This is a genomic window from Vibrio sp. Vb1554 (assembly GCF_033344235.1).
The window spans coordinates 70,211-97,065 of record NZ_JAWPOJ010000001.1; the positions used below are offsets into that span (position 1 = coordinate 70,211).

Consider the following 26,855-nt stretch of genomic DNA (forward strand, 5'->3'; position numbering starts at 1 on the left):
TATATCTTTGTTTTTTCGGTTAAGCAATGAAGTTCATATGTGTTTCTCTAAAAAGATCAATCGCGTATAAAAAACAAGGCAATGGCTAATGCATGTGCTTTTGGGTAAGTGATTAAAAAATAAAGCCAAAGAGCATTAAGCTTTCTTATTGTTTAAGGATGTTTTTCGCTTCAGAAGCTCGTTGGTTGAGGTTTGATTTAAATGGTATGACGATAGTTTGTTCAGGAAGAGGAGTTAGTAGTGACGATGATGTCTAGATGTCGTTTGTATTTTAGGATTTATTAGATACCGCATTAAAATAGCGTCATAAAGTCGTGATGCTTCGCATCTTCAGTGTTAGCGATGTTAATGCGGTAATTTCTAATAAACTAGCGGATTAATGTCTCAACTTGCTTTTGGAGCAAAGTAAAGCTGATTCACAATTCAAAGACATCGTCAGTTGCTTTATTGTTAACCTGTGTTATTCGAGCTTACTTAGTACGTAATTCAAACCACCAACTACGGCTGCAACCTGTGCATCGTTGCATTCTTCGTCGGTCACCGTTGGGCTGTCTGGGTACACTTCCGTTGTCGTGCCGTAAACGCAATTTGTTACGCCGCCACACAGGCCCAGTTTTACCATTGGGTAGTTGATAACGCCAAACTGTACGACGGGTGAACCAATGATTTCGCCGTTTTCATCTGCTGGTGCAATGTGAGTCACTTTTGCAACTGACTCAATGACCGCTTTTTGGAAGTCAGGCTGAGGGTTTTCACTATCTCCCACCGTGTAAAATCCATCTGGGATCATACCTTCAATGTACTCAATACCATCACGAGCAGCTAAGGCTGGACGGAACTCAGTTTCGTCAGAATCTGTCGTTTCATGTAGATCAATGTGCATTAACACATCGCCTAAAGTTGCAACTAGCTTTATGAGGTTAGCGGACTCTTCGGCAGGGCTATCCTTATAGAAAGAGCGGTTTGGATCAATCGCGTTTGGATTCCAGCGGTTGATCACCTCGTAACCCCAAGGGCTTACGCAGGGTGCAACGACAATATTGAAATGCTCTGCATAGCGTTCTGCTTCTGTTTCTACAAACTTTAATGCGCCATGTACACCGCTGGTTTCGTAACCGTGCACGCCGCCTGTGACCAACACAACAGGCTTAGTTGAATCCCAATTGCGTGTTTTGATACAAAACAGAGGGAAGCGTGCCTCGTTGTATGAGAGCGCACCATATTGTTCAACATCAAAACGCTCGCGTAGGGCATCGATTTTACTGACGACTTCATCTTGGTAGCTACGTTTTACTTCTTGCGTTGCTAACCAAGCTTTACGTTCTTCTTCGTTCCAAGGTTGGCCAGGAGTACCGATCGGGTAAATGTATCCACTTTTCATCTATACTTTTTCTTTTGACTGCTGAAAGGTATCACAAGACTAGACCTGTCTTATCTTTACAGCAATATAAAACACCATTTGGGGTGGTATTCTTTGCAAAATCATCACTTTGATGAGTGATTCATTGGTGTTACATTTTGTTACTTACTCAATTTCATATAAGAGACAAAAAATGGCTGGAGCAAGTTTACTCACACTGTTGGACGATATTGCCACGGTGCTTGATGATGTCGCCTTAATGTCAAAAATGGCGGCAAAGAAAACCGCAGGTGTGTTGGGAGATGATCTAGCGTTAAACGCTCAACAAGTGTCTGGTGTTGCATCTGAGCGAGAGATTCCAGTGGTTTGGGCGGTTGCAAAAGGCTCATTCAAAAATAAATTGATTTTAGTTCCTTCAGCTTTACTTATTAGCGCGATTATTCCATGGCTTATCATGCCATTATTGCTAATTGGCGGCTTATTTCTCTGCTTTGAAGGGACAGAGAAAGTACTTGAGAAAGTGTTTCCTCACTCGCATCCGCACGAAGAAGAAGATGAGCTAGTTAATACTGGCGAGTCGATAGAAGAGTATGAAAAGCGTAAAGTTTCTGGTGCGATTCGGACAGACTTTATCCTTTCAGCAGAAATCATCGTGATTGCGTTAGGTACCGTGACAGGAGCCAGTCTTGTTACGCAAATTTTAGTTGTCAGTTTAATTGCAGTGATTATGACGGTTGGAGTTTATGGACTAGTCGCTGGGATTGTGAAGCTAGATGATTTAGGCCTTTACCTTGAAAGTCGCTCAAACGGTAAAGGTTGGGTAGCGAAAGTCGGAGGGGCCTTGGTCGCTTTTGCACCAAAGTTGATGAAGTTGTTAACCATTGTAGGAACTGCTGCGATGTTTTTGGTGGGTGGAGGAATTGTGGTGCACAACGTGCCAGCCATTCATCACTTTGTAGAGCCGATTATTATGAACTTTAGTGGTCATTCGGTTGCTACAGCCATTTTGCCTATTTTACTGAACGGTATTATCGGCTTTGTGGCGGGGTTGGTTGTGGTTGCGGTATGGACGATGGTTGAAAAGCTTCGTGGTCAATAATCACATCTAAAACATGAGACGATAATAACAAGGGTCATGACTTCTTTTTACAAAAAGCATGACCCTGTTTTATGGGTGAAACGTCAGTAAAGTACTTACTTCACTTTCCACTCGATCTGTTCATTTGCTCGAATAGGCACAACGATATCATTGCCAAATGGCATCGTTTCTGGCACATCCCAAGCGGATTTTTCTAACGTTACTGTATCTGTGTTACGTGCAATGCCGTAAAAATCAGGACCGTTGAAGCTTGCGAAAGCTTCCAAGTTTTCCAACTTGCCTTCTTTTTCGAAGACTTCTGCATAAAGCTCTAGCGCAGCGTGTGCAGTGTAAGAACCAGCACAACCGCAAGCCGATTCTTTTGCCCCTTTCGCATGTGGCGCTGAGTCTGTACCTAGGAAAAACTTCTTGCTACCACTAGTTGCTGCTTCGATCAGCGCTTGCTGGTGGGTTCCGCGCTTAAGAATTGGCAAACAGTAGAAATGAGGTTTAATACCACCCACAAGCATGTGGTTACGGTTGAAAAGAAGGTGGTGGGCAGTGATGGTAGCCGCTACGTTGTCTGAGGCATTGTTAACGAAGTTTGCTGCGTCGGCGGTGGTGATATGTTCTAGTACGATTTTAAGATTAGGGAAATCATTGACGATAGGAGCGAGGACGGTATCAAGGAATTCTTTTTCTCGGTCGAATATATCAACATCGTGATGTGTTACCTCCCCATGAACCAAAAGTAACATTCCTACTTCTTCCATTGCTTCTAAAACGTGATAAATGTTTTTCGCATTGGTCACACCGGAATCTGAGTTTGTTGTGGCGCCAGCAGGATAGAGCTTGGCAGCAACAATGTGTCCGGTTGCTTTAGCCTTACGTATTTCGTCTGGTGTCGTGTTATCTGTAAGGTAAAGCGCCATTAAAGGCTCAAACTGTTCGCCATGTTGCTCTTTGAGAATTCGGTCACGGTAGGCTAGGGCGAGCTCAGTTGTAGTAACAGGTGGGACGGTATTTGGCATAATCAGCGCACGGCCATTGTAGCGGCTGATGTCGCGAACGGTGTCTTTAAGAACTTCCCCATCGCGTAAGTGAACGTGCCAGTCGTCAGGACGAGTGATAGTCAGTGTTGTCATTAATTGCTCCCACCATTGAAAAGTTGTCTGATTGGAGCCTAAGCGCCGTATTTGCTTTTGAGCAAACGCTTGCGCTTAGGCGACAGGATGATAGAGGAATTGCCCTCATATTTCATCCCATTTTTCAATTTTATAAAGAGTGAGAGTGTAAGTGGTTACTTCATTGTTAACCAAAGCGCGTGGATCGTACCTGGTAGAAAGAAGAAACACGTCAATATTAGATTAATCAAAAAGTCTTTATTTAGACCTTTCTCCATAAACACCGCGACAGGCGGAAGAAAGATACATAACAAAATCAGAACCAGTTTTCTTGTATCCATAATTAAGCTCCAAATCGATAAATGGGAGTAGTGATAACTTGGGTGAATTATGTGTGTCGTATCACACTTTATCAAACGGTATTTGGTCAGAACGGTGTTAAAAAACGCGAATATTGAGTGTAGTAAATACTTGTCACTAAAACCAAATTTATAAGAATATGGTTTCGAGAAAGTTGAAATGGATGAAGAGGCAGCAGACTCTGCAACTTAATGTGATTTGAGTATACAATACCGCAACAAATAAAAAACACCCGTAGGAAGAAGGCCATGTCGCAACCCGTTTTATCCCAAATTAATGTTTTTCCGGTTAAGTCAGTTGGCGGATTATCGCTGTCGTCCGTATGGGTTGAGAAGCAAGGATTGAGCTTCGATCGTCGCTTTATGATTGCGAAAGCTGATGGCTCGATGATCACTGCGCGAAAGTATCCGCAAATGGTAACCATTAAGTCTGCCTTATTGTCCGATGGAGTGGTGTTTAGTAGTTTGGGTATGGAGCCACTTAAAATCCGTTACCAAGATTTCAAAATGCAGGAGACACCTGCAACGGTTTGGAAAGATACGTTTACTGCCTATACCACGACAGATGATGCAGATGACTGGTTTAGTCGTGTGTTGGGGCAACGCGTTGAGTTGTTGTTTAGTGGTGAGCAATCGAATCGTGTCCGTGAAAAGCTAGGTCAAAACGTCAGTTTTGCTGATGGTTATCCGGTTTTAGTGATCAGCCAAGCTTCACTTGATGAGCTGAACCGAAGAAGTTCAGAGCTACACTCAATGGATCAGTTTCGTACTAACTTAGTTGTCTCTGATACTAAGCCATTTGAAGAAGATTCATGGAAGCGCATACGAATCGGTGAGGTAGAGTTTGAGTCTCTCAAACCTTGCGAGCGCTGTATCCTGACTACGGTGAATACCCAAAGAGGCACATTCCGTGAGAGCAAAGAGCCGCTCAAAACCTTGCAACAGTTCCGTGCAAACGATGTCGGTGGTGTGTTCTTTGGCCAGAATCTTGTCGCGCGAAATGAAGGCATTATTCGTCAAGGCGATAAAGTTGAAGTATTGGAGTACAAAGAGCCGGAGTTTTACGCAGATAACTCGCCAGTGCGCATGAAGCTTACATGTGTTGAGCGTGAAGAAATTGCCCAAGACTTTGTGACCTTATGGTTAGAGCCAAACAAAGGTTCGTTGCCTAATTACTTGCCAGGACAACACCTACCAATAGAGGTGAATATTGATGGTAAGAAAGTGGGTCGACGCTATACCTTGTCATCCAGTCCTTCTCGCCCGGGTCGTTATGCTATTTCTGTAAAGCGTATCGCGGGTGGAAGAGTCTCTAACTCACTCTTAGACAACTTACAAGTCGGTGATGTTTTAGAGGCAGAACAACCTGACGGTCAGTTCCACCTTAAAACGCATGAAGCGCAGCCTCTGTTGTTACTCTCTGCGGGTAGTGGAGTAACACCAATGTTATCAATGGTGCGTTACTTAGCGGATCACAATCAGTTGGATAACGTGGTTTTCTACCATCAATGTCGCACCGAGAATGATATTCCTTGTCGCTCAGAGTTGGAGCAGTTAAAGCGTGAGCACCCAGCGCTAGAAGTAAAAGTCTGTTTAACGCAACCTGCTGTTGATTGGTTTGGTTTGAAAGGGCGTTTAAGTTTGTCACACATTAAGCAAATCAAAGATGTTGAACAGCGCCAAGTGTTTGTGTGTGGTCCTGATGGTTTTATGGAGAAAGCGAAAAATCTCCTGCTAAGAAAAGGGCTGCCAGAAGAAAACTACCATCAAGAAGCGTTTGGCGTATCTTCAGTCACTTCAAGACCAGAGAAGAGCATAGCGATCGATTTCAATGGGACGAAAGTTGTAGGGAATAATCAGAAAACGTTGTTAGATCAGCTTGAAGACGCAGGGAAGGTTGTTAGCAATAGCTGTCGTGCTGGCTTATGCGGCGCGTGTAAGGTTCAGCTTACGTCGGGTCAAGTACATCATCCGGACGTGCCTGCGTTGACAGATGAGGAACGTGCAATGGGAACCGTATTGGCGTGTTGTGCTGTGCCAGAGACGGACGTAACAGTAACCAACTAGGCGAGAGCAATTTTGTCCTTCGACAAAAACTGTTCCTAGACAAAAAACGCTGCTATTTTTAGCAGCGTTTTGAGTTTTAAAGAGAGCTGAAAATATCGCTTAGTCGTAAATCGTCGGGATTGGCTGGCGTTTGTGCTGCGTTGCTTTGTAAATCGCTACCAGACGGTCACTCACTTGCTGTGGAACAGGTTTGCCCTCTAAGAAGTCGTCGATTTGCTCGTAAGTTAGGCTTAGGGCATCTTCGTCTGCTTTCTGTGGAGCAAGCTCTTCTAAGTCTGCCGTTGGCACTTTCTTCACTAGTTGCTCAGGTGCACCCAATGTAGCAGCCACTTCACGAACTTGGCGCTTACTTAATCCGAACAATGGTGCCATGTCACAAGCGCCATCACCAAATTTAGTGTAGAAACCAGTGATGTTTTCTGCTGAGTGATCAGTACCAAGAACAAGGCCGCCTACGTAGCCCGCGATCTCGTATTGAGCAACCATGCGAGCACGCGCTTTTACATTGCCTTTTACGAAGTCGACTTTTTCTGCATCAGTTGGTAGAAGGTCTGTGCCTTCTAATGCAACGTGAGAAGCCGAATGAAGCCCGTCAACACCTGCTTTGATGTTCACCGATACAGAATGGGTTGGCTGGATAAAAGACAGAGCGAGCTGAGCCTCATCTTCATCTTTTTGCTCCCCGTAAGGCAGGCGAACTGCGATAAATTGGTAGCTATTGTTGCCCGCTTCTTCGTTTAGTTGGTCTACAGCCAACTGAGCTAAACGACCACATGTCGTTGAGTCAACGCCACCGCTGATGCCAAGAACAAGAGACTTACAGCCCGCTTCTTGCAATTTACGCTTAATAAAAGCGACACGGCGTTCAATTTCAAAATGCGGATCAATTGAAGGGAGTACGCGCATTTCGTCACGGATGGATTGTTCCATTTAGGGTTCCTTTTCCTGCAAATATTTCAGACTCTAAAGCGCATTTGCTCAAATGGTGATAAACCATACAGTTGAGGCTCATTAAACGCGACTTTAGGGTCAAAAGCTGTAAAGATTAGTAGTATCATACCGAAATCATCAGATTAGAAAACTCTCTTCAACCAGGTAATCACCGGATATGAAAAAAATCGCCATTTTTGGTAGTGCATTTAACCCACCTAGTTTAGGGCATAAAAGTGTTATTGAGTCTTTGAGCCACTTTGATCTTGTGCTACTTGAGCCAAGCATTGCACACGCTTGGGGCAAGAACATGCTTGATTACCCAACTCGGTGCAAAATGGTTGATGTGTTCATCAAGGATATGGGGCTTTCTAATGTTCAGCGTTCTGATGCAGAGCAAGCTTTATACCAACCTGGACAAAGTGTGACGACCTATGCGTTGTTAGAAAAAATTCAAGAAATCTACCCAACTGCCGATATAACTTTTGTCATTGGTCCTGATAATTTCTTCAAATTTGCTAAATTTAGTAGAGCTGAAGAGATTACGGAACGTTGGACTGTTATGGCATGTCCTGAAAAAGTAAAAGTAAGAAGCACAGATATTCGCAAAGCATTGGCCGAGGGTGAAGAGATCGGCGCCTATACAACACCTTCCGTACGTGATTTATTACTTAGTAAAGGCTTATACAGAGAAACATTGTCTGGGAACTGAGAGGTCAGATTTTCATGGTCAGAGTCGTTTTATTTAGTGCATGTGCGCTGCTTGTGGTGACACAAGCTCATTCCGCGTGTAACTATTTTTCTGATCGTTCCGTGGTGTTTGAAGATAACACTCTTCCTATCTGTGAAGAAATTTTAGATTCCATCGGCGTGTTAAGTACTGAAGCATTGATTTGGTATGCAGCGGAAGCGAAGCTTGAAGGACCAACAGAAAACTATTGGGAGGAGTGGGCGATTAAGCCGGAAGAGACCCCACTTCTAACTCAAAACTTAGAAAAGAATTACTTTGGTCTTGGTTTTTGGATGCCGGAAGAGCTCCGAGACGAAGAGAGTAAAATGGATACAGAAGAGTGGCTTCGTAGTCACGGGTTGATGTTCAGCGTTGGTTTTGGTGATAAATCAGACGGACAGCCAAGAATGCGGTTTGATTATCGTTGGCACGAATATTATGACGCTGACTGGATGATGCAGATAGAAGTACCTTTCTAGACATCTCAAGCAAATGAAAAAAGGGCGTACATTATCAATGTACGCCCTTTTTGTTTTAATCTACTTTCTGTGTCCGTAATGCTGAAGACGTAGCTTGTTGAAGAGCAAGTTATAGCGTTTCTCCAAAGACTAAAAAGCAAAGCTGTTCATATTCTTCGGTGTTACCAGCAAAAAGAGAGTCAACAATTTGCTCTTCCTTCTTCCCCGACAGTTTCATTTTTCTTGCTTCACGTAGTGTTAGTACCAAGCAAAGCTCTTTAGAAATATTCATGTCACAGCCAGGAGTCCATTGATTGATGGTTCTCGTTAACGTTGAGTGCGCTAGTTTAGGAGACAGCGTCAATACTTCATGTCTTACTACTGTCAGTAGATCGGTTTGCAGATCCGAGCGTTCGGCAGTTGTTGCTAGCTTCTCGACGAGCGCTTTTAGTAGCGGTGAAGGCTTCACAAAGCCCGCCTGTTGTGAGAAGTCGTCATTTAAACGCACAGAAAAATCACAACGATATACACGAGAATTAGGTAAAAAGGTGAGGGAGCTCAAACATCCTTGAGGAATCCAAAAATATTGGCCTGGTTCAATGGCATACTCCTGCTTACCCAATTTAATGACGGCTAACCCTTCGATGACAGATAGTAGACTGTGCTTCAGTGCTTTTTTACGCGCAGCTACATCAAGAAAGGGGTATTTAGCGTCGTGAAATTCAATTGCGTAGTTCATTATGAGTACCAGTGTTTTTTGGCGCTAAGGGTAACGTTAAACCCATACGATTCCAACCTGTTGAGAGAATTTTTTAGCATGATAAATGGTGGCTTAACTGGTATGACCATGTTAAAAGTATGGGTTGAAATGCTGCTTGTCAGCAAAACTATGCGTAAAATGTGCCAGCTTTTTTTGATATGTAATGAACAATGACAGCCAATACCGATCCTTATATTGAAATTCGTCCTTACAACGACGAAGAAATTCCAGCAGCGCTGGATCGTCTAATCCAAGATGATGAATTTATCACTGCTATCCTAGAACATCGCTTTGCTAATAAAGCAGCGTGGTTCAAAACGCTAATGAGCCCGATCCTGCGAATCTACCTGAAAGCCAAGTGGAGCAAGCTTGATTCTGTCGAAGCAATTCAGATTGAAGTGAAGAAGTATCTGAAAGATACATTGAATAAGACAACGGATGGCGTCACTTTTTCTGGTTTGGATAAGCTGGATAAAAACACGTCATACCTATTCGTTTCTAACCACCGTGATATTGCGATGGACCCTGCGCTCGTAAATTATGGCTTGTACCAAAGTGGGCACCGTACAGTTCGTATAGCGATTGGCGATAACCTGCTGAAGAAGCCATGTGCGACAGAATTGATGCGACTCAATAAGAGCTTCATCGTTAAGCGCTCTGCTAAGGCGCCTAGAGAAATGATGAAAGCATTGGGACAACTGTCAAGCTATATCAAACATTCGCTTGATACTGGCAATTCAATTTGGATTGCCCAAAAGGAAGGTCGTGCTAAAGATGGAAACGACTTTACTGATCCTGCGATTTTAAAAATGTTCCATGTTGAAGGTCGTAAACAAAAAATCAGTTTTGGTGAGTACACGCGTTCTCTGAAAATCGTTCCTGTCTCGATTGCCTATGAAAATGATCCATGTGACATTGCCAAAGCAAAAGAGCTGTACGAAAAAGCAGAAAATGGCCGCTATGAAAAAGGCGAATTTGAAGATATCGAAAGCATCATTCAAGGTATCGTTGGCTATAAAGGCCGTGTACATGTTGCGTTTGGTGATGTGATTGAGCAAGAGTTTGAAACGCCGGAAGCTCTTGCTGGTGAAATCGACCGCCAAATTCACAACAACTACAAATTGTACCCAATCAACTTGTTAGCTGCTGGGCATGAAGATTCGAGCATCATTACGGAAGCGGTTAAGCGTCATCTCTCGGATAAGTTGGATCAGCTACCTGAAGGAGCAAGACCTTATTTGGTGGCGAGCTATGCCAATCCTGTGAATAACCAAGAGTAATCTTCGTCACTGAACTCGTTGATTCAGAATGCCTTAAAGCCTCGGTCTGCCGGGGCTTTTGTTTATCTGCTCTTTAAGGTGCGACGGCACCACCAAGGGTTAAATTGCTGGGCCATTTTGTGATCCTGTTACCACCTAAATAGATATTCCCTTTCACCGTCATTGTGTCTGGAAATACTTTCAGCGCTGATCCTCCAATATAGAGATTACCATCAACCACTAATCCTTCAGGAAGATCAGAAATGGGAGTGCGAATAACACTTAGATCACCTTTTACTCGAAGTTTAGCTGGAAGCGCTTTTAGCGGTGTATCTGTCAGGTTTAGGTAACCGCCTAATTTTATGCCTTTAGGCCAGTTTTCGATCTTACTACCTAGTAGGTTTGCATAGCCTTTTATCTTTGTTCCTGAGCGAATAACTTTGAGTGCGCTGTTAGTTGCTTCCAGACTGCCTTCAACATCAAGCCCTTTGGGCAAGGTTTTGATAGGGGTTTGTGAGATGTTTAAGTTGCCCTTTACCACTAGGCCAGAGGGGAGTTGGGTGTAAGGCTTGTTTCTAAGATCAAGATTGCCGTAATTATCGATGTGACCAAACTTAGAATAGTAATCTAGCTCATATGCCAAAGGAGACGAGCAGAGCAGGATTGAAGTAAGGCATAGGGAAACAAAACGCATAGTCAAAGATTTAGTTAAATACCGAGATCAACAGGTGCTTATCTTATACTTAAATAAACCTATTATGCATTTTTTGCTCACAGTTTTTGATTCATAACTTAAATATTCAAATTAGAGATGCACGCTAAAAGTGTGCGCTTCTTTACTGCGCTAAGTAACTTCAAGCTTACTAAAATGAGATAAATTAAATGATTGAATGTGAAGCAGATTCAAGCGTAGAGGTGAGAAAAATATCAGTAGATATTTGAATAATATGAGATTCTTCCAAGAACTTCACAAGGGTCCTTGTTAGTATTATTGAGGTTTGAGGGAGATTTTCATGAAGTTAAAAAGTGTATCTATTTTTACCGCTGGTGTTTTTGCAGTACTGCTGTCGGGTTCCGTTTTTGCTAAATCATACAGTACACCAGAAAACAAAGCGCTAATAGTTGCTGACGGTAAGGTAGGTCAGCGTATCTGTTACTACGATGATAAAGCCTACACCACAGGGGCCGTGATTAATGTTGAAGGCGTACTACTGATGTGTACCGCTGAGAACGATTTTGAAACCAATGGCTCGTTAAAGTGGGTCGTGTTCAAAAAAGATAAATAAACGCGCCGAAGTTGTCTGTTTCATTTAGAGCGGTTTAAGATTAAGAGATTGGAAAAATAAAAGCGAGCATCATGCTCGCTTTTTTCATTAACGCGCGAGTGAGCGAGTTTTTAATTCAAAGATAAGTTTTTCAGCACTTACTTCAAATTTGAATCGAGCCGTCGCTTGGTTCGCTTCTTCGGTTATTTCTGAAACATTGTATTCAACATCAGCACATACTGATTTAGCGAGCTCGATGTATTTTTGTAGTTCAGACTCTAGCTCTGTTTTTGTCTGTGCGAAAACCGTTACGTCGGCAACTTCGTCACCTTCTTTGATGATAAAGCCTATCTCGCCAGCACAGCCGCAGGCCTCACATACTTGGTTTTTTTCTAATTCGACACTCATAACGAATCCTCTTGTAAATACTAAGGGTATTCTATCAGGTATTTGATCTGTATCTACAAAAATGACGACTTTTGCGTAAAAAAGGAACAGAATAGGCACTTGTTAAGTAAGGGTTAAAGATTGGATTACTAAATCATCAAGAACGTTAATGTGATATATATCAACATTTAAAATCAATTAACGAACATAGTGACGAGATTTTGCTCAGTCCAGTTGAACTAATGGTTAATTTATAAGACTATTTCTTGATTGATTATTTTTAATAATTATCATTCTTGGTCTTTGAATAGTTTCGATGAATAATTGGCGCAAGGTTTTGATGAGACTAACTTTTCGCCTTATTTTGAGTAGCATGTATTGACAAAAACATAACTGAAAATTACACATTACGCAGTGTAAAGACGTTATGGTTTGGAACTCGACATGATATTAAATAGTCGCAATACATATACCCAAAGCGCTTTCAAGTGCAGCGCTTAGCAACCTGATTTCTAGGTTTTCGCTAATCGAACCGCATCGGCGAGCCGGGTATAATGCTAAGAATGATTTCATTCTGGCCTCATTTAATAGTGAGTTAGATGGATTTACAAAGAGAAGAGCTTAAAATATGCCAAAGCGTAGTAAAGAAGATACCGAAATCACTATCCAAAAGATCATGGATGCCGTTATTGATCAGCTACTCAGATTAGGTTACGACAAAATGTCGTACACGACGCTAAGCCAGCAGACAGGTATATCGCGTACCGGTATTAGCCATCACTTCCCTAAGAAAACGGACTTCACCGCCGCACTGGATGGCCGTATCTTTAAAATGTTTATTGAACACTTAGAGTTTGATAAAGGATTAAATGCATTTTCACAAAGTTGGATTAAAGCGCTGGAAGATGCTGAGTTTCTCGCGATTTTACGACTGCTATTCCATCACATTGTCACCGCTGAAAATGCGCAAGAATTTGCTGCTAATGGTATTGACCGCTTATACAAAATGGTTGAAAGCCAGTTTGGTGCGGGTGGTGACAAAGAGCTTGAGTGGTTGATTGGTCGATCATTGATCCAAATGAGCAAGTAATAGCCTTTAAAGCACCAAATTCTGCCACTATCAAAGCAAAGGCCCGCAATTCTTATATTGCGGGCCTTTGTCGTATCAAAGTGTTTTAGAGACGGCTTAGAGGAAATACGCTTTATGCTGCGGCATGCACTTGAGGGAAGTCTAGCGTCGGATGTTTTGTCACAATAGATCGATAGCCATAAACTTGCTCAATGCGCTCTGACGTTAGTGCATTCCATGGCGTGTCATCACAAACTAGTTTCCCGTTATGCAAGAGTACAAGGCGGTCTGCGTACTGAGAGGCTAGATTCAAGTCATGTAACACCACAACCACCGCTGCGTTTTGTGCTTTTGCCGTTTCACGAGCAATCTTTAACGTGTTGTGTTGGTGGGCGAGATCCAACGCTGAGGTAGGTTCATCAAGCATTAAGATTCGTTTTTCGCCAGATTGATGTAGTTGTGTCATCACTCGTGCTAGATGCAGTCGTTGCTTTTCTCCACCAGATAAAGACGGGTACAGGCTTTCTGCTAAATGCAATACGTCGGTTTGTTCCATGTAATGTAAAGCCAGTTTAGTGGTTTCTTTATTGGACAGTGATAGCGGTATTGCCCCCAGCTCTACTACTTCTCTGGCTAGAAATGGGAAGGTTAAGGTGCTGTGCTGCGGGAGCATTGCAATATGTTTGGCGCTTTTTTCAGGCTCCCAATCATGCTTTTGTTTGCCGAAGTAGGTGATGTGATGATTCGAAGAGATCTCACCGCATAGAAGCTTGAGTAAAGTACTTTTACCTGCGCCATTGGGGCCGAGTAGGGCGGTCACTTCACCAGCTCGGATATCAATGTTGATGTCATCGAGCACCACACGGTTGCCATACGTCATCGAAATGTTTTTCCCCGATAAAACGATCTGGTTCATTACAAAATCTTCCCTTTTTGCTGGAACAATAAGTAGATGAAAAAGGGCGCGCCAATCAATGCGGTCACGATTCCAACTGGTAATTCAGCTGGTGCCACGGCAACACGAGCAAACATATCTGCGGCAGTAAGAAGCAGTGCTCCCATTAAGGCAGATATTGGTAATAGCGTTCGATGGTCAGGCCCAGCGAGCATGCGCCCTAAGTGAGGAATCACGAGCCCAATAAAGCCAATTGCACCACTGATGCTCACCGTAATACCAACACCCAGTGCAGAAAGTAAAATAAGCTGACGTTTGAGTTTTTGAACCGGAACTCCTAAGTGTCTTGCTTCTGATTCCCCTAACAACAGAGCATTCAGCGCCATCGACTTCTTCTGAAACCAGAGCAATAGGATGACGAGTGTTATAGCAGATAGAGCAATCCCTGACCAATTTGCACCAGCTAATGAGCCCATCGACCAAAGCGTCAAATCTCGCAGCATCTGATCATCTGCGATAAAGTTCATGTAGCCAATCGCAGCCCCCGAGAGCGCGCTGATGGCAACGCCGGCTAACAACATAATTGTAACTGAGGTACCAAACTTACTTGTGCCGAGTTTATAAACGAGAATAGTCGTTAGTGCACCGCCAAGGAAAGCAAAAAGAGGCAGAGCCGCTAAGTTCATTAGTTGCGGATAGTTTTGGCTAAATTCAGCAAATACAACAATAGCGAATGCACCACCAAGAGCAGCGCCAGCAGACACACCAATGATACCAGGCTCGGCTAATGGGTTACGGAACAAGCCCTGCATAACCACACCACAAATTGCCAAAATGGCGCCGATGAACATACACAAAATGGTGCGAGGCAATCGGATTTCGTTAATGACCAACTGAATGTGAGGAGCGAGATCAGAACTGCCTCCCGTTAGGCTACGCAAACTGTCAGCAAAGCTAATGTTCATTGGGCCAACGGTAATCGAGGCGATAGCAATAAATGCTAAAAATCCACTAAGCACTGATAACGTCGTTGAAAGGGGGATGCGTCTTAACAACATGTCTTGTCTCTATGGGTAAAGCAGTGCATTCAAGCGTTTGGCTTCTGCAAGGCTTTTAAGGCCCAAACCACCTACTAGAGCGTGACCATCAATCGTCACGATATTTTTGTTCTTTCCTGCTGGTGTCGCAGCAAGAAGCGGCATTGCTTTTAAAATTGCATCGGCACCACCCAACGTTTCATAGCTGCGACCACTAACAAGAATCACGTCAGGCTGCATCTCTACCATCGCTTCTGTGGATAGAGGCTTGTATGACGAGAGTTGTGTAGCGGCTGGGTTTTGTCCGCCGGCGAGTTGAATAATTGCATCGGGTGTCGTTTGTGAGCCCGCAACATTTGCAGGTCGCCCTTCATGGATCAGCAGAAAGAGCACTTTCTTTTTCTTCGCTTGATCAGGTTGGTTTGCATTGAGTGCTTGTACTTGCGCCTGGACATCTTGCTTTAAGCTTTCAGCTTGAGCCTTGCGATCCATAAGGTTCGCAATTTGATCAATACGTTGATAAAGGCCCTCGACATTTGCATCAGTATTAACAATTTCTACATCTACGCCAGCCGATTTCAATTGGCTCAATGTTGTTTTCGGCCCCATCTCATCAGAACCAATGACTTTTGTCGGACGTAAGGCGAGCAACCCCTCCGCTGAAAGACGACGATGGTAGCCCACTTTAGGCAGTTCCATTCCTTTTGGTAATTGACTGGTGACGTCGATAGCAACCAAGCTATCTTTAGCGTCGAGTTCAAGCAAGAGTTCAGTGACGGCGCTGCCTGCGCTAACAACGCGCTCTGAGGATGGCGTTTCATTGGCAAAAAGTTGACTACTCGCAAGTAGGGAAATAGCTGCCGTGACAACAGCATGAATAGTGATGCGTGTGTTCTTCATTTTGAAAGGATCTCTATCTTACTTATTTTTATGATGGCTCTTCAGTGAGTAACTGAGTTGCTTGAATTCCGTTTTCTTGTAAAAAGCCGAGAAGTTGTACTAGCGACTGAATATTCGCGGTTTTTTCTGCTCCAATTACAATCGGTTTATCGCTTGACTTACTCTCTTCTAACAGCGCGAGGGTAAAGTTGTCCCAATCGATATATGTCTTGCCGTTAATAGCCCAGTAAGGCTCGTCTTTAAGAATATTTACCGTGATGGATTGCTTATCGACATCTGCAACAGCCTGAGATTCTGTGCTCGGTAAATTGACGTCTAATGAATCGAGTTTGACCGCTGCGGTTAACATCAGGAAAACCATGACGATAAAAATAATGTCTAACAGCGGTGTTAAATCGGGGGTTAAACCGTTACGACTATTTTCTTGTGGTGTTTTAATCATTGAGTTGCAGCCTCAATCTTCTCAGAAGAGCGCAGTGTTACTTTTGAGTGGTCTGGCGAGACATGCTGTAACGAGATACCTTCAAGCCATAAGTTGACGTAGTTTAAAGTGTGCTCAAGCTTGGCGATTACACGATCCGCCCACAAACCAATGATCTGCGCTCCTGAAATGGCAGGAAGTGCGATAATGAGACCCGCGGCAGTGGTGCGCATAGCAAGACCTAGGCCGTCAGCCAAATCATTCGGAGTGATATTCCCCGTTGAAACCGCGATGCCTTTAAACATGTCAATTAAGCCAAGTACCGTACCAAGCAAGCCAATTAAAGGACTGATGACACCAATCAGCGTCAGCAAACGAAGGCCGGAATGCAGCTGATGGCGTTTTTCTTGCAGCCAAATACCTGCGGCATCTTCTCTTAAAGATTTCGAGAAAGAATGATGAGCAAGCAACATCGCAACACCACGGTACAGAAGCGGCCGCTTATTCGACAACTCTTCAGCAAGTGCTTCAAGCTCGCTCCCATTTGTTGGGTCTAATCCTGTGAGCTTTTGGCGAATGGCTCGCTTTCCTACACCAAGGCTAATTAACACATGGAATAATCGCTCGGCGATGATCATCACGGTTAGAGCTGAGCAAATGATCAAAGGCCATGTCATCAGCCCAAATTGAGTTTGTAATTCTTGTAGTTGTTCCATTATCCATCCAACTTAAAACGAACAGGTACTTGTACTCGGTGAGCGACTTTTAGCCCACCTGAAATATGTGGTGTAAATTGCCACTGTTTGATCGCACGAAGTGCTGAGGCATCTAGCGACTCTGTGCCGGAAGACTCAATCAAAACCTGTTTAATCTGGTTACCATTCTCATCTAGCCATATCTCATACAAGGCTACACCTTCAATACCGCGTCTTTGTGCAGACCTTGGGTAACGGGGTTGTGTTGGTTGACTCACAAACGTTGGTTTGTCGACCAAGACAGGCTGAGATGTTGCCCCTTTGGATTGGCTCGCAGGTGCGGATTGTTGAGCTACCGTCTCTTTCTTCACCGGTTCCGTTTTTTTCTTTGGTTTCGCTTCGGGCTGAACCTTTTGCTTTGTTACGGTTTTGGTGGGCTCGACCGCTTTAGGTTTAGATTGTTTAACCGGTTCAGGTTTTTTCTCTACTACCTTCTTCTTAACAGCGTCTTTCTTGACGACCTGTTTTTTTACAATCTTCTTTTCTGGTTCAGGTTGGTCTTGAGGCTGCTCTTTTGGTGGCGCTACATTTTCTGGTGTAGATTTTTCGACAGCGGGAGGAGCAGACACAAGATTTAGACTTACCGAACTTGCTGGGTTTCCAGCCGGCATCGCGAACACCTTTGTCTCTTGAGAAACAAAAAGAAGTGCGGCATGGATGGCAAGGGAAGCACCTCCTGCAATGACATATCTTTGTACGTTCACGGAATATCTCGGGAAACTATGAAAACTTGGGCAGATTATTACTTACAATGGAAATAAGATCAATTATCAATTGCATTATCATTACGCTCAAATTATGATTCTTGCAGAATTTTTAAGATCAGCTTCCATCCCTTACATGATGGGAGTTAAGCGAGTATATATGAGCGTCGATATCGATAAGCTTGATGAATCAGTGTTGGCCAGTGATAGTCCTGATCCATTGCGATTTGCTTTTGTTAAGAAGCATTCTGCACATGCCGGGGGAGCGAGCGTACCTGTGCCCTCGTCTCAACAACAGGCGATTTTTTCGAGTATTACGGCTAACTCAGTTAAAGCGACCAATAAACGCTGTCTTTATATTCATGTTCCGTTTTGTCGCGTTCGTTGCACTTTTTGTAACTTCTTTCAAAATGCTGCAAGTCGCACACTGGTTGATGAGTACTTTGAAGCATTAATGCAGGAGCTTAGAGAGAAAGCGGCATTACCTTGGACACAAAATGGTATTTTTCACGCCGTATATATCGGGGGCGGAACGCCAACGGATTTATCTCCAGTACAGGTTCGTGTGTTAGGCCAGGCTATCCGAGACCACTTTCCTTTGGCTGCAGACTGCGAAATCACCTTAGAAGGTCGCATCAATCGTTTTTCTGATGAGTTGTATCAAGGCGCTTTAGAGGGTGGGTTTAATCGTTTCTCTTTTGGTGTGCAAAGTTTTAATACACAAGTGCGCCGCAGCGCAAAACGTTTAGATTATAGGGAAGATGTCCTCAAACGAGTGAGCGAGATCGCCAAAGAAGACAAAATTCCGGTCATTATCGATTTACTCTATGGCTTACCTTATCAAACCAAAGAAGTATTAGAGCAAGATTTAAATGATTTCCTCTCGACTGGCGCACACGGACTAGATTTGTATCAGTTAGTGGTTGGCGGGTCAGCTCCCATGCTCAACCTCGTAGAAAAGGGAAAAATCCCGCCACCTGCGACCACACCAGAAAAAGCGGGAATGTATGAGCTCGGTGTGAACTTTATGGCCAAACACCATATGAAGCAACTGAGTGTGAACCATTGGGCAATCGATAACCGCGAGCGTAGTTTATACAATAGTTTAGCCAAGACTTATGCAGAGGTATTGCCAATTGGCTGTGGTGCTGGAGGTAATATCGGTGGCTACGGGATGATGCAACACCGCACACTAGAGACCTATATTAAAGCGGTCAAAGAAGGTCAAAGCACCATCGCGATGATGATGAAGCAAAGCCCTCTAGAACCACTTTTTTCTGCACTCAAATCTGCGTTTGACCGTGGCATTGTTCAAGCAAATCAACTTCCATCATTTATGGGAGAGGACGCGTTCGGGTTTTTATTGCCTCTATTTAAAGTGTGGCAAGCGAAAGGCTTAGTACAACTACATGAACGTAGCGCAGTCCTTACTCTTGCAGGCAGCTTCTGGGCAGTGTCATTGGCTCAAAGTTGTATTCAGGTACTCACGTCGGAGATGAACGAAACCGTACCGAAAGCATCCAATAATTAATGAAAACAAATTGAACAAAAACGGAAGACACAATGGAATCAATCAAGCAACAAGTTGAAGTATTACTAGAGCAAGAACCACAATTATTGCCAGCTGCGATGGCAGAGCGTCTTGGCATTTCCGAGTTTGAGGTTGTTGCGGCTCTACCTCAGGAAATGGTGGCTATTGCACCAGGAGAGCAAGCGCAAAGCATCCTAGAAAGTTTGGTTGGTTTTGGCCCGGTGACGACCATCGTCCACTCTTTTGGTTCTATCTTTGAAGTTAAAGCGCCGTTTCCAAAAGGAAAAGTGGCGCGTGGCTATTACAATTTAATGGGTAGAGAAGGTGAACTGCACGGCCACCTTAAATTAGATAACGTTAAAAATGTCGCATTAGTCAGTAAACCGTTTATGGGTAGAGAGAGTCACTATTTTGGTTTTTTCTCGGAGTGCGGAAGCAATATTTTCAAGGTTTATTTAGGCCGTAACGAAAAGCGCGAGTTGATTGAAGAGCAAGTAACCGCATTTCGCGCCCTACAAGCCGAATTAAAAAAGTAATCACAAACATAATCGAGGCTTAACTCGAATACTAATTAGTAAAGTCAGGTATCAATATGGATCAACAAGTTAAACAAGAGCGTTTGCAAGGTCGTTTAGGGCCAGAGATCAAAGAGTTTCGTCAGGAGCGCCGTACACTTCAGCTTGCAACTGTCGATGCAGAAGGTCGCCCGAATGTAAGCTACGCGCCTTATGTTCAAAACCAGGAAGGTTATTTCGTTCTCATTTCTAAAATCGCTCGTCATGCCCGTAACCTTTTAGAAAATCCAAATGTTTCATTGATGATGATCGAAGATGAAGAGTCTTCAAAGCAGCTGTTTGCTCGTAAGCGCTTAACTTTTGATGCGGTAGCAAATGTAGTTGAGCGAGACACAGAGATGTGGCAACAAGTTGTTGGACAAATGAAAGAGCGTTTTGGTGAGATTATTGATGGTCTAAGCCAGCTAGAGGATTTCGTTTTGTTCAACTTAAAGCCAGAATCGGGGCTATTTGTTAAAGGTTTTGGTCAGGCGTATCAAGTGTCTGGTGATGATTTAGTCGATTTTGTTCACCTTCAAGAAGGTCACAAGAAAGTCGAAAGTGCCTGATTGTAAACCGATCATATGAATGTCGATTATTTGGCATAATGAACGTTTAAAGGGAGTTAGGTTATACTGACTCCCTTTTTTATATTGGAACAAAAGCATGAAACCTGTAAGCAAGGAATTGAGCGAGATTTGCTATCCGTTTATTTACGAGGACAGTCCGGTTTGTGACTTTGAAATTACAGCAGATGAACTTTGTAGTCGTATTGGCCTTGTTCTCGCTATGGAGTTGGACGAGTTTAGCCGTGATATACTGACAAGAATGCAGCCTAATGTTTATCATCTAAATGGTTCGGTTCGCGGAAAATTAGCGATTACAGAGACGGAAGTTGAAGAGTTAAAGGCCGATTATGCTTTGCTCAAGCAACGCATTGATGGTGGCTTCAAAGGCTTTGTTCTACCCGGAGGACACCCGGCAGCCAGTCAATTGCATTTGTGCCGTTGCCAAGCTAAAAAAACGGTACGAGCATTAGTTGCCGTTGAACATACAGGTAAGAAGCAGCCCGCACCTATTTTGTTTCGTTACGCGAACTTATTAGCGAATGTACTTTACAGCCTAGCTTCTTATATTAATCATACTCATCAAGTCAAAGAGACGGAATTCGTTTCTCGTAGTTACGCGATGCCAAAGAAGTGAGCTGAGAAATTAGCGGATGTGAGCATCAGGGATAGGACAAGCACTGCATTATATTCTCAAATCAACTCGTCCAATAAGAGTTAAGAAGTCATAGCTTTGGCTTCTAGCTCTTTTGCTCCGCGAAGCATCGCTTCGATTAGTTCTCCTGCATTGAATTTCTCAAGTGCCTCATGCGCGCCAACTTGGTGAGCTCTGTCTACACAGATTTCGCTCGATAACGATGTATGTAAAATGCGGTATGAATGGTTCAGAGAGGAATTATTCTGAACTTCAAATGCTAATTCATAACCGTCTAATCCGGGCATTTCAATATCGCTGACCAGAATATCAATTGGGCGATGAGCCGCAGCGTCACTTTTCATCAGTTCCAATGCATCTAAACCATTTTTACAGATTTGATACCCAATATTGATGCTATCGAGTGCGTCACACAGCTGTTTACGAGCGATGGAAGAGTCATCCACCAATAGAATACTGAGTGCTTTTAGGCGTTCTCGCTCAATATCTGTCAGCATTGGTATCTTTGAATTCTCGTACTGCGGATAAATTTTGGAAAGTAGCAGTTCCACATCCAGCATTTGAACAGTTTTGTCCTCGTAGCGAGTAATTCCAGTCACGAAAATATTTTTTCCAGCGCTCGGAGGTGGCGTTTCAATAGCTTTCCAATCGCACTCAATGATCTTCTCTATACTACGAACCATAAAAGCTACTACGGTTCGCAAGCAATCTGTCACGATCAAGTAGCAGCTTTTATATTCTTCTTCACTTATAGGACGAAAGCCAACAGCCGCTGACATATCGATCACTGGTACTGTTAAGTTACGTATCGTAACGGTTCCAATGACGTGATGATGCGAGTAAGGGATCTTCGTCGTTGGCATGTATGGGACGATTTCACGGACTTTTAGCGTACCGATAGCGAAACTCTGTTGCAGGGTGAGCTTAAACATCAACATGCCCTGAGACTGATTCGCTTTGCTAACGACTTTTGCCATGAAAATAACCTTATAAATACCACCGAATTGTGTCTAATCTAATCTTATCAGACGAAGGCTTCAACCATCGGAGAGACAAATGTGAGCTTTTTAGGCAATCTTTTAGAGAATAGTGATTAACTGAGCAAAACTTGTTTGAATTTTAAACTCATTATATAGACGATTTTATATTCCACGTGCATTTTGGCCTTTGCCACTGAGCTATTATTAAGAAATGTTTGGTCTGTTAAAAAGGATTGGGTACACTTGCGCGACCAGAATAGTGAGAGATAGATCAATGGCAAATACAGCAGCCGCATTACATATTCTTGTGAAGCACAAAGAGCAAGCGGAAGACATAATCAAGCAACTGAAAAAAGGCGCAAAGTTTCAGACATTAGCGAAGAAGTATTCAACTTGCCCGTCAGGCAAACGCGGTGGTGACCTTGGTGAATTCCGCCGTGGTCAAATGGTACCTCAATTCGACAAAGTGTGCTTTTCTGGCGAAGTGTTAACGCCGCATTTAGTTAAAACCAAGTTCGGTTGGCATGTTGTAAAGGTGCTTTATCGTATTCCCTAAACTTTGGTAAAATCCCCAACGCTAATAGCAACAAGGGGTTACTAATAATTAGGGTATAAGAAATGACCAAGATAGCGTACAGTTACACACGTTTATCGACGGAAAAGCAAATTAAAGGACACGGATTCACTCGCCAACGCGAAGCAATCGAAAAAGTATGTTGCCAACACGGATGGCAGCTTTCAGACCAAACCTTCAATGACCTCGGTGTTAGTGCTTGGAAAGGTGCTAACGCTACCACAGGTGCACTTTCTCAGTTTATCGACCTTGCGAAGAAAGGGGCTATCAGACCCAACTCAGTGTTAATAGTTGAGTCTGTAGATAGGCTGTCTCGTCAACAAGTCGATAAGTCATTACGTTTAATGCTGGAGCTATTGGAAGTCGGCGTGAGTATATTCACATTGTCTGACAGTAAGCTCTACACTACAAACTCTGACAGCGTAATGCTCGACCTAATGATGTGGCTTATGACCGCTCAGCGAGCACATGAAGAAAGTGAGATAAAATCTCTGCGTGTGCGTGCTGCAAAGAAGAAGAACAAAGAGCTTATACGTAAGGGGATAATCGTAACGCGTAAATGCCCCGAGTGGCTTACTGTAAGTGACGACAAGTCTTGTTTCTTAGTCAATAACGAAAGGGCAGAGATAGTTCGTAAGATATTTACATGGTACAGCCAAGGTTTTAGTACAAAGCCCATAGCGCTAAAACTCAATGAGCTTGGCATCCCTTACTGGGGGAAATCATCTACATGGTCGTATAGACATATCCGCTCACTTCTCAAACACCGAGGTGTTATTGGTGAAATTCAACTACTAAAACGCATTGATGGAAGGGATGTCGCTGATGGTGACCCTGTCGAGGACTATTACCCTGCAATTATTGATAGAGGGCTATGGGCGACTTGCCAACAGATTAAGTCGAGTAAGACAACTGCTAAGGGAAGAGTCGTCGAGCGCGGTATGGCAAACCTTTTTCGAGGTCTTCTTAAGTGTGAATGTGGCAGTGGTTTAGCCATAAACTCTTCAACAGTGAAAGGAAGAACGTATCGTTTCTTAAGATGTTCTCAGTTGAAGACTACGGGTTGTCAGGCTAAGAACTGGCACTACGAGAAGACAGAGCGCATCTTGCTAATTGCTCTTCGTCATTCATTGAGTTCATTCAGTGAAGAAGACCATGCTGTTTCTCTGAGAGAGTGTCAGCACTATTTGGCACGAATCAGTGAAGAACTAAAGGAAAAGGAACGTCAGGCAGAGAATGCTATTAACTACCTGCTGGATAAGCCAAGTAAGTTACTTGAGGCAAGACTACAAACACTTGAGGACGATATTGCTCGGCTAAAAGCGATACAAGAGCAAGCAGAACATCGCTTGGAAGCTGTACATTATGAGAAGTCGACAGCACTAGATAAAGTAGAAGAGCTTCAGAGAGTGCTTGAAGACATTGCCAATGACGACGACTCGCGGCATAAGGCTAATGGGTTATTGCGTCGCTTGATTGATACTATCACTCTTGGTTCCATCTCAAACCCCCGCTCAAAAGAGTTCATGGAAGTTTCGGGCAATGATTACCATGGACTAATAATTATCAAGCGTCGAGATGGACTTGAGCTAAGGATTGAGGTTTTAAAAGACTATGGGCTTTCAATTTCTTGGGAAGGCGATGACTTCACTGTCATTGAATGCTCACCGACACAGCAGCTAAATAGCCAACACGTGTCTCAGAGGTTAATCAATTTAGGAGGGCAGACGGTTGACCTATGGGATGATGAAGGCTGGGTAGCTAGTTCCTGACCCCGAACTAATTTAGGTAAAAATTTTGAGCGTGTTCATATGTTTCAAGAATGCGCTCTACCCCCCCCATACCCCGTGTCATGAAGACAAACGAAAACGCAGTTTCGCTCGCTTCACTAGCAATAGCAATAATGCCTAGAATGTGTATTAGGTTATGCCCAAATGCATACACTCTAAGGTTGTTATTTTTGTGTGCTTTAGGTGTTGACTTGTCGATATGCATACAATAAGTTAAGCATACATCAACCTAAAGCACTCGTTCGAGGTATGACAATGACAACTCAATCCAATGACAGTAACTCAATGGTCTTTGCTTATGTCCGTGTGTCGACTAAGGAGCAGAACGTGGACAGCCAATTGAGTGACATCTCAAAGCTTTACCCTGATGCGGAGATTACGACAGAGAAAGTGTCGGGTACTGTGCCAGCTAAAAAGAGGGCAGGGCTATCGGTTCTTCTTGGTAAGCTACGTAAAGGAGATACTCTAGTCGTATGGTGGGTTGACCGTTTAGGGCGTGACTATCGAGACGCTGAATCGACTATACGTGAGCTTCTCAACAGAGGCGTGTGCATTAAGACTATCAACCAAGGTCTGACGTTCTCATACTCAAACAAAGATGATGACATGCAGAACATGGTCACTGACATCCAGATTACCATGCTCACGGCTATGGCTGCGGCAGAGCGTAAGAATCGCTTAGCGTCGGCTGAGGCTGGAAGACAAGCGCTTAAAGCTAACCCTGCGAAGTGGGCTGAGAAGTTCCAAGGACGCAAAGCTAATACCAAGCAGCATCAGCGTATCATTGAGTTGTTACTTGAGGGAAAGTCTATCCGTGGTGTCGCTCAGGAGCTTGGCTGTAATGCAAGTACCGTACAGAGAGTGAAGAAGAAGGCGGTTGAAGCTGGCACCGTGTTCTAAGTGTCGGCTGATTGAACAATAAGTGCTCACTTAGCAAGCTCTTGCGTGACCATATTCAAGTTATTGCACTCACTAGTGACTACACATAACACAACCAAGTTGAGTTTCGGTATCTTTAGCTCACCTTAAGCACAAAGGAGCATTGATATGAACGACGTCTTAACTATTAAAGCCTCTAATCATCTTGATACTCAAACGCTGCTTACAACGCAAGACTCGCAGCTGCACCAAGAGGTGTGGGGGCATGTTAAAGCGTTAGTAGAGCTTGGTGTCTTTGAGGACGCTACAAATGGCATTGAGAATGTCTTAGCGCCTTACATGGCAGAGGTTAACGCCGAGCTTATCTAGGTCACTTGGGCGGGTGCAACGCCTGCCCTTGTCTGTTTTAGTTGGGTCAAACCATCGAGGTATCAACGCTCTCATCCCCTGCCTTTACGCTCTCTTTGAGTCTCAACGCAATGCCAATCGAATTACGACTACCTATAGGGCGCAGCCCGATACGGTGAGTCTGACAGGATGTTAATAACCTGTAATTACGACTGCCTATAAGAACAAACCCAATGCGGACTGTAGCCGCCAAACCACAGCAAGAAGTCACACATCAGAGTCACGCACTGAGTGGGCTTCAAGGCCATCACCTCGTAACCTCTCGGCTTCATAGAGAGTGAGTCTTAATGCCTTGGGCAAGCAGAGAGACAAAGAGCAACACATGCACCAGACGCAAAGCTTAAGAGTTCTCTTTAAGGGAAGCTTTAAGCTTGTAAGACGTGCTGGTGTAGGGCGTGGATACTTAAAGTCTGTCTTTAAGATGTGATTGTAGTTATTAACAATAACAATCACTTACTTAGAGCTTAACTTAAAGTAGTTCTTAGAGAGACTTTAAGCTCTGCGCCTTCCTATCAATCATCCTCCTTTCTACCCAACCCTAAGTAACTACTCAATGCCTTTCTTATATATGTTGCAGTCTTGCAGGATTGTTCTGTAATCTATTGTTTTTAAAGGACTTGATATGACATATGTAAACAACTCAAAGCTGAAAGCTAAGCTTGCTTGTGCACTTGAGTACTCAGACCTTAGTCGTCGCCAGATGGCCGTCTTTGATAACGCCTGTCGTTTGTCTGGGGTAGGTCGAGGGCTGTCTAGAAGCCGAATCTTTCGATTGCTTCAGACGCTCGATACACTTACCTATGACAGTCTTGAAAGGCGTCTTAATGTCAGTCTCAAAGCACTAAGCCGCGAGTCGTATTCAAAGCGCACCATTGCGTTGTACTTATCTGTTTGCCGTAAGGTAGCGTCTCAGTTAGCACAAATGTATGGGATACCTCGTCATGAGACAACAATCCCTGAAAGTGAGTCTCAGTACAGGCCCAGTGTTAGCGACAAGCGAGTCTTTACTGTTGCAGAACGAATGCTACCGAAAGGGGCAAAGTATCTTATCGTGTCGATGTCGACGCTTGAAGAAGCTCTAAGGCTCAAGCCTCGTACTATTCGAGAGTCGCTAAAGCGGCTTGACCACCACGGCTATATCGTGTGTTTAGGTGGTGATGAAGGTGCGAACTACAGCATTACCTTTAAACGCTCGATACATGCCACATCAGCGCTATCACTCCAAGCTGCCTGATTAACCCTCAGATCTCCACAACCCACAATAGGCCACCACAAGGTCTACTTCACTTCAAACCCAACGCTTAACCGCAAAGCCATGCTGTCAGCTAGTCACTACGAGTCTTTCGTTGGTGTAGTTGGC

The 26,855-nt window shown here is 43.7% G+C and carries 30 protein-coding genes; 16 read left to right on the top strand and 14 right to left on the bottom strand.

What is annotated here, in order from left to right; translation table 11 throughout:
* Positions 1 to 460: 460 nt before the first annotated feature.
* Positions 461 to 1,381, bottom strand: coding sequence for a M14 family metallocarboxypeptidase (locus R8N28_RS00305; protein ID WP_005375292.1), 921 nt, complete (start codon positions 1,379 to 1,381; stop codon positions 461 to 463).
* A 172-nt stretch (positions 1,382 to 1,553) separates the two neighbouring features.
* Here R8N28_RS00305 and R8N28_RS00310 point away from each other — a divergent pair, with 172 nt between their 5' ends.
* Positions 1,554 to 2,459 (top strand): DUF808 domain-containing protein, encoded by a 906-nt coding sequence (locus tag R8N28_RS00310; RefSeq protein WP_065275435.1) that lies wholly within the window; start codon positions 1,554 to 1,556, stop codon positions 2,457 to 2,459.
* A gap of 95 nt (positions 2,460 to 2,554) precedes the next feature.
* Here R8N28_RS00310 and pyrC read toward each other — a convergent pair whose 3' ends face one another.
* A complete protein-coding gene (gene pyrC / locus R8N28_RS00315; RefSeq protein ID WP_005385019.1) occupies positions 2,555 to 3,583 on the bottom strand; it encodes a dihydroorotase in 1,029 nt (342 codons plus the stop codon).
* 155 nt (positions 3,584 to 3,738) lie between these two features.
* Positions 3,739 to 3,903: a YqaE/Pmp3 family membrane protein gene (locus R8N28_RS00320; RefSeq protein WP_005375297.1), complete on the bottom strand. Its 165-nt coding sequence runs from the start codon at positions 3,901 to 3,903 to the stop codon at positions 3,739 to 3,741.
* 267 nt (positions 3,904 to 4,170) lie between these two features.
* On the opposite strand from R8N28_RS00320, the gene R8N28_RS00325 reads away from it, so the two are divergent.
* On the top strand, positions 4,171 to 5,988 hold the full coding sequence (locus R8N28_RS00325) for a hybrid-cluster NAD(P)-dependent oxidoreductase (protein WP_065275434.1): 1,818 nt from the start codon (positions 4,171 to 4,173) through the stop codon (positions 5,986 to 5,988).
* 99 nt (positions 5,989 to 6,087) lie between these two features.
* Here R8N28_RS00325 and nadE read toward each other — a convergent pair whose 3' ends face one another.
* Positions 6,088 to 6,918, bottom strand: coding sequence for an ammonia-dependent NAD(+) synthetase (gene nadE, locus R8N28_RS00330; protein ID WP_065275433.1), 831 nt, complete (start codon positions 6,916 to 6,918; stop codon positions 6,088 to 6,090).
* A 178-nt stretch (positions 6,919 to 7,096) separates the two neighbouring features.
* Between nadE and R8N28_RS00335 the strand changes: the two genes are divergently transcribed.
* Both R8N28_RS00335 and R8N28_RS00340 read left to right on the top strand, forming a co-directional pair.
* Positions 7,097 to 7,630 carry a nicotinate-nicotinamide nucleotide adenylyltransferase gene (locus R8N28_RS00335; RefSeq protein ID WP_065275432.1) on the top strand — a complete coding sequence of 178 codons (534 nt, stop codon included), beginning with the start codon at positions 7,097 to 7,099 and terminating at the stop codon, positions 7,628 to 7,630.
* Between the two features lie 14 nt (positions 7,631 to 7,644).
* A complete protein-coding gene (locus R8N28_RS00340) occupies positions 7,645 to 8,127 on the top strand; it encodes a hypothetical protein (RefSeq protein ID WP_005375301.1) in 483 nt (160 codons plus the stop codon).
* A gap of 109 nt (positions 8,128 to 8,236) precedes the next feature.
* On the opposite strand, the gene R8N28_RS00345 is transcribed toward R8N28_RS00340, so the two are convergent.
* A complete protein-coding gene (locus R8N28_RS00345) occupies positions 8,237 to 8,845 on the bottom strand; it encodes an AraC family transcriptional regulator (protein ID WP_065275431.1) in 609 nt (202 codons plus the stop codon).
* Between the two features lie 191 nt (positions 8,846 to 9,036).
* Here R8N28_RS00345 and R8N28_RS00350 point away from each other — a divergent pair, with 191 nt between their 5' ends.
* Positions 9,037 to 10,146, top strand: a complete 1,110-nt coding sequence (locus R8N28_RS00350) for a 1-acyl-sn-glycerol-3-phosphate acyltransferase (RefSeq protein ID WP_065275430.1) — start codon at positions 9,037 to 9,039, stop codon at positions 10,144 to 10,146.
* Positions 10,147 to 10,219: 73 nt separating this feature from the next.
* Here the strand turns inward: R8N28_RS00350 and R8N28_RS00355 are convergent, their stop codons facing one another.
* Positions 10,220 to 10,819 carry a hypothetical protein gene (locus R8N28_RS00355; protein WP_005375305.1) on the bottom strand — a complete coding sequence of 200 codons (600 nt, stop codon included), beginning with the start codon at positions 10,817 to 10,819 and terminating at the stop codon, positions 10,220 to 10,222.
* Between the two features lie 319 nt (positions 10,820 to 11,138).
* Here R8N28_RS00355 and R8N28_RS00360 point away from each other — a divergent pair, with 319 nt between their 5' ends.
* Entirely contained in the window at positions 11,139 to 11,411 is a 273-nt protein-coding gene (locus R8N28_RS00360; protein WP_005375306.1) for a YnjH family protein, read from the top strand.
* A gap of 87 nt (positions 11,412 to 11,498) precedes the next feature.
* Here the strand turns inward: R8N28_RS00360 and R8N28_RS00365 are convergent, their stop codons facing one another.
* A complete protein-coding gene (locus R8N28_RS00365) occupies positions 11,499 to 11,798 on the bottom strand; it encodes a YfcZ/YiiS family protein (protein ID WP_005385031.1) in 300 nt (99 codons plus the stop codon).
* Positions 11,799 to 12,405: 607 nt separating this feature from the next.
* Between R8N28_RS00365 and R8N28_RS00370 the strand changes: the two genes are divergently transcribed.
* Complete coding sequence (locus R8N28_RS00370; RefSeq protein WP_005385033.1) at positions 12,406 to 12,867, top strand: TetR/AcrR family transcriptional regulator; 462 nt, start codon at positions 12,406 to 12,408, stop codon at positions 12,865 to 12,867.
* A gap of 112 nt (positions 12,868 to 12,979) precedes the next feature.
* On the opposite strand, the gene R8N28_RS00375 is transcribed toward R8N28_RS00370, so the two are convergent.
* The 6 genes from R8N28_RS00375 to R8N28_RS00400 are packed head-to-tail and all read right to left on the bottom strand — an operon-like array spanning position 12,980 to position 17,558.
* Complete coding sequence (locus R8N28_RS00375) at positions 12,980 to 13,762, bottom strand: heme ABC transporter ATP-binding protein (RefSeq protein ID WP_005385036.1); 783 nt, start codon at positions 13,760 to 13,762, stop codon at positions 12,980 to 12,982.
* Positions 13,762 to 14,799 carry a FecCD family ABC transporter permease gene (locus R8N28_RS00380; RefSeq protein WP_053350537.1) on the bottom strand — a complete coding sequence of 346 codons (1,038 nt, stop codon included), beginning with the start codon at positions 14,797 to 14,799 and terminating at the stop codon, positions 13,762 to 13,764. Before R8N28_RS00380 ends, R8N28_RS00375 begins: the two co-directional genes overlap by 1 nt.
* 9 nt (positions 14,800 to 14,808) lie before the next feature.
* Complete coding sequence (locus R8N28_RS00385) at positions 14,809 to 15,678, bottom strand: heme/hemin ABC transporter substrate-binding protein (RefSeq protein ID WP_065275429.1); 870 nt, start codon at positions 15,676 to 15,678, stop codon at positions 14,809 to 14,811.
* A gap of 28 nt (positions 15,679 to 15,706) precedes the next feature.
* Positions 15,707 to 16,120, bottom strand: a complete 414-nt coding sequence (locus tag R8N28_RS00390; RefSeq protein ID WP_005375322.1) for an ExbD/TolR family protein — start codon at positions 16,118 to 16,120, stop codon at positions 15,707 to 15,709.
* Positions 16,117 to 16,815: a MotA/TolQ/ExbB proton channel family protein gene (locus tag R8N28_RS00395; RefSeq protein WP_005385044.1), complete on the bottom strand. Its 699-nt coding sequence runs from the start codon at positions 16,813 to 16,815 to the stop codon at positions 16,117 to 16,119. The genes R8N28_RS00390 and R8N28_RS00395 overlap by 4 nt, the downstream gene beginning before the upstream one ends.
* A complete protein-coding gene (locus R8N28_RS00400; protein ID WP_025998667.1) occupies positions 16,815 to 17,558 on the bottom strand; it encodes an energy transducer TonB in 744 nt (247 codons plus the stop codon). The genes R8N28_RS00395 and R8N28_RS00400 overlap by 1 nt, the downstream gene beginning before the upstream one ends.
* A 160-nt stretch (positions 17,559 to 17,718) precedes the next feature.
* On the opposite strand from R8N28_RS00400, the gene hutW reads away from it, so the two are divergent.
* The 4 genes from hutW (at position 17,719) to R8N28_RS00420 (ending at position 20,846) form a co-directional block, all read left to right on the top strand.
* On the top strand, positions 17,719 to 19,089 hold the full coding sequence (gene hutW / locus R8N28_RS00405; RefSeq protein ID WP_065275428.1) for a heme anaerobic degradation radical SAM methyltransferase ChuW/HutW: 1,371 nt from the start codon (positions 17,719 to 17,721) through the stop codon (positions 19,087 to 19,089).
* A gap of 32 nt (positions 19,090 to 19,121) precedes the next feature.
* Positions 19,122 to 19,625: a heme utilization cystosolic carrier protein HutX gene (hutX, locus tag R8N28_RS00410; RefSeq protein WP_005385051.1), complete on the top strand. Its 504-nt coding sequence runs from the start codon at positions 19,122 to 19,124 to the stop codon at positions 19,623 to 19,625.
* A 56-nt stretch (positions 19,626 to 19,681) separates the two neighbouring features.
* Positions 19,682 to 20,212, top strand: coding sequence for a heme utilization protein HutZ (gene hutZ / locus R8N28_RS00415; protein ID WP_005375331.1), 531 nt, complete (start codon positions 19,682 to 19,684; stop codon positions 20,210 to 20,212).
* Positions 20,213 to 20,309: 97 nt separating this feature from the next.
* Positions 20,310 to 20,846: an ATP:cob(I)alamin adenosyltransferase gene (locus tag R8N28_RS00420; protein WP_033906781.1), complete on the top strand. Its 537-nt coding sequence runs from the start codon at positions 20,310 to 20,312 to the stop codon at positions 20,844 to 20,846.
* An 80-nt stretch (positions 20,847 to 20,926) separates the two neighbouring features.
* On the opposite strand, the gene R8N28_RS00425 is transcribed toward R8N28_RS00420, so the two are convergent.
* The gene (locus tag R8N28_RS00425; RefSeq protein WP_005385059.1) at positions 20,927 to 21,841 is read right to left on the bottom strand and encodes a chemotaxis protein; all 915 of its coding nucleotides are present in this window, start codon (positions 21,839 to 21,841) and stop codon (positions 20,927 to 20,929) included.
* 214 nt (positions 21,842 to 22,055) lie between these two features.
* Between R8N28_RS00425 and ppiC the strand changes: the two genes are divergently transcribed.
* The 5 genes from ppiC to R8N28_RS00450 all read left to right on the top strand — a co-directional run bounded on the left by ppiC (position 22,056) and on the right by R8N28_RS00450 (position 26,729).
* Positions 22,056 to 22,400 carry a peptidylprolyl isomerase PpiC gene (gene ppiC / locus R8N28_RS00430; RefSeq protein ID WP_082240195.1) on the top strand — a complete coding sequence of 115 codons (345 nt, stop codon included), beginning with the start codon at positions 22,056 to 22,058 and terminating at the stop codon, positions 22,398 to 22,400.
* Positions 22,401 to 22,462: 62 nt separating this feature from the next.
* Positions 22,463 to 24,190 (top strand): recombinase family protein, encoded by a 1,728-nt coding sequence (locus R8N28_RS00435; RefSeq protein ID WP_025505472.1) that lies wholly within the window; start codon positions 22,463 to 22,465, stop codon positions 24,188 to 24,190.
* Positions 24,191 to 24,463: 273 nt separating this feature from the next.
* On the top strand, positions 24,464 to 25,108 hold the full coding sequence (locus R8N28_RS00440) for a recombinase family protein (RefSeq protein ID WP_065275426.1): 645 nt from the start codon (positions 24,464 to 24,466) through the stop codon (positions 25,106 to 25,108).
* A gap of 147 nt (positions 25,109 to 25,255) precedes the next feature.
* Complete coding sequence (locus R8N28_RS00445; protein WP_005479249.1) at positions 25,256 to 25,456, top strand: hypothetical protein; 201 nt, start codon at positions 25,256 to 25,258, stop codon at positions 25,454 to 25,456.
* A 661-nt stretch (positions 25,457 to 26,117) separates the two neighbouring features.
* Positions 26,118 to 26,729 (top strand): hypothetical protein, encoded by a 612-nt coding sequence (locus R8N28_RS00450; protein WP_005483022.1) that lies wholly within the window; start codon positions 26,118 to 26,120, stop codon positions 26,727 to 26,729.
* Positions 26,730 to 26,855 lie beyond the last annotated feature (126 nt).

Coding starts and splice junctions, on each gene's coding strand:
- R8N28_RS00305 (WP_005375292.1), bottom strand. CDS start 1,381: ATGAAAAGTGGATACATTTACCCGATCGGTACTCCTGGCCAACCTTGG.
- R8N28_RS00310 (WP_065275435.1), top strand. CDS start 1,554: ATGGCTGGAGCAAGTTTACTCACACTGTTGGACGATATTGCCACGGTG.
- pyrC (WP_005385019.1), bottom strand. CDS start 3,583: ATGACAACACTGACTATCACTCGTCCTGACGACTGGCACGTTCACTTA.
- R8N28_RS00320 (WP_005375297.1), bottom strand. CDS start 3,903: ATGGATACAAGAAAACTGGTTCTGATTTTGTTATGTATCTTTCTTCCG.
- R8N28_RS00325 (WP_065275434.1), top strand. CDS start 4,171: ATGTCGCAACCCGTTTTATCCCAAATTAATGTTTTTCCGGTTAAGTCA.
- nadE (WP_065275433.1), bottom strand. CDS start 6,918: ATGGAACAATCCATCCGTGACGAAATGCGCGTACTCCCTTCAATTGAT.
- R8N28_RS00335 (WP_065275432.1), top strand. CDS start 7,097: ATGAAAAAAATCGCCATTTTTGGTAGTGCATTTAACCCACCTAGTTTA.
- R8N28_RS00340 (WP_005375301.1), top strand. CDS start 7,645: ATGGTCAGAGTCGTTTTATTTAGTGCATGTGCGCTGCTTGTGGTGACA.
- R8N28_RS00345 (WP_065275431.1), bottom strand. CDS start 8,845: ATGAACTACGCAATTGAATTTCACGACGCTAAATACCCCTTTCTTGAT.
- R8N28_RS00350 (WP_065275430.1), top strand. CDS start 9,037: ATGACAGCCAATACCGATCCTTATATTGAAATTCGTCCTTACAACGAC.
- R8N28_RS00355 (WP_005375305.1), bottom strand. CDS start 10,819: ATGCGTTTTGTTTCCCTATGCCTTACTTCAATCCTGCTCTGCTCGTCT.
- R8N28_RS00360 (WP_005375306.1), top strand. CDS start 11,139: ATGAAGTTAAAAAGTGTATCTATTTTTACCGCTGGTGTTTTTGCAGTA.
- R8N28_RS00365 (WP_005385031.1), bottom strand. CDS start 11,798: ATGAGTGTCGAATTAGAAAAAAACCAAGTATGTGAGGCCTGCGGCTGT.
- R8N28_RS00370 (WP_005385033.1), top strand. CDS start 12,406: ATGCCAAAGCGTAGTAAAGAAGATACCGAAATCACTATCCAAAAGATC.
- R8N28_RS00375 (WP_005385036.1), bottom strand. CDS start 13,762: ATGAACCAGATCGTTTTATCGGGGAAAAACATTTCGATGACGTATGGC.
- R8N28_RS00380 (WP_053350537.1), bottom strand. CDS start 14,799: ATGTTGTTAAGACGCATCCCCCTTTCAACGACGTTATCAGTGCTTAGT.
- R8N28_RS00385 (WP_065275429.1), bottom strand. CDS start 15,678: ATGAAGAACACACGCATCACTATTCATGCTGTTGTCACGGCAGCTATT.
- R8N28_RS00390 (WP_005375322.1), bottom strand. CDS start 16,120: ATGATTAAAACACCACAAGAAAATAGTCGTAACGGTTTAACCCCCGAT.
- R8N28_RS00395 (WP_005385044.1), bottom strand. CDS start 16,815: ATGGAACAACTACAAGAATTACAAACTCAATTTGGGCTGATGACATGG.
- hutW (WP_065275428.1), top strand. CDS start 17,719: ATGAGCGTCGATATCGATAAGCTTGATGAATCAGTGTTGGCCAGTGAT.
- hutX (WP_005385051.1), top strand. CDS start 19,122: ATGGAATCAATCAAGCAACAAGTTGAAGTATTACTAGAGCAAGAACCA.
- hutZ (WP_005375331.1), top strand. CDS start 19,682: ATGGATCAACAAGTTAAACAAGAGCGTTTGCAAGGTCGTTTAGGGCCA.
- R8N28_RS00420 (WP_033906781.1), top strand. CDS start 20,310: ATGAAACCTGTAAGCAAGGAATTGAGCGAGATTTGCTATCCGTTTATT.
- R8N28_RS00425 (WP_005385059.1), bottom strand. CDS start 21,841: ATGGCAAAAGTCGTTAGCAAAGCGAATCAGTCTCAGGGCATGTTGATG.
- ppiC (WP_082240195.1), top strand. CDS start 22,056: ATGTTTGGTCTGTTAAAAAGGATTGGGTACACTTGCGCGACCAGAATA.
- R8N28_RS00435 (WP_025505472.1), top strand. CDS start 22,463: ATGACCAAGATAGCGTACAGTTACACACGTTTATCGACGGAAAAGCAA.
- R8N28_RS00440 (WP_065275426.1), top strand. CDS start 24,464: ATGACAACTCAATCCAATGACAGTAACTCAATGGTCTTTGCTTATGTC.
- R8N28_RS00445 (WP_005479249.1), top strand. CDS start 25,256: ATGAACGACGTCTTAACTATTAAAGCCTCTAATCATCTTGATACTCAA.
- R8N28_RS00450 (WP_005483022.1), top strand. CDS start 26,118: ATGACATATGTAAACAACTCAAAGCTGAAAGCTAAGCTTGCTTGTGCA.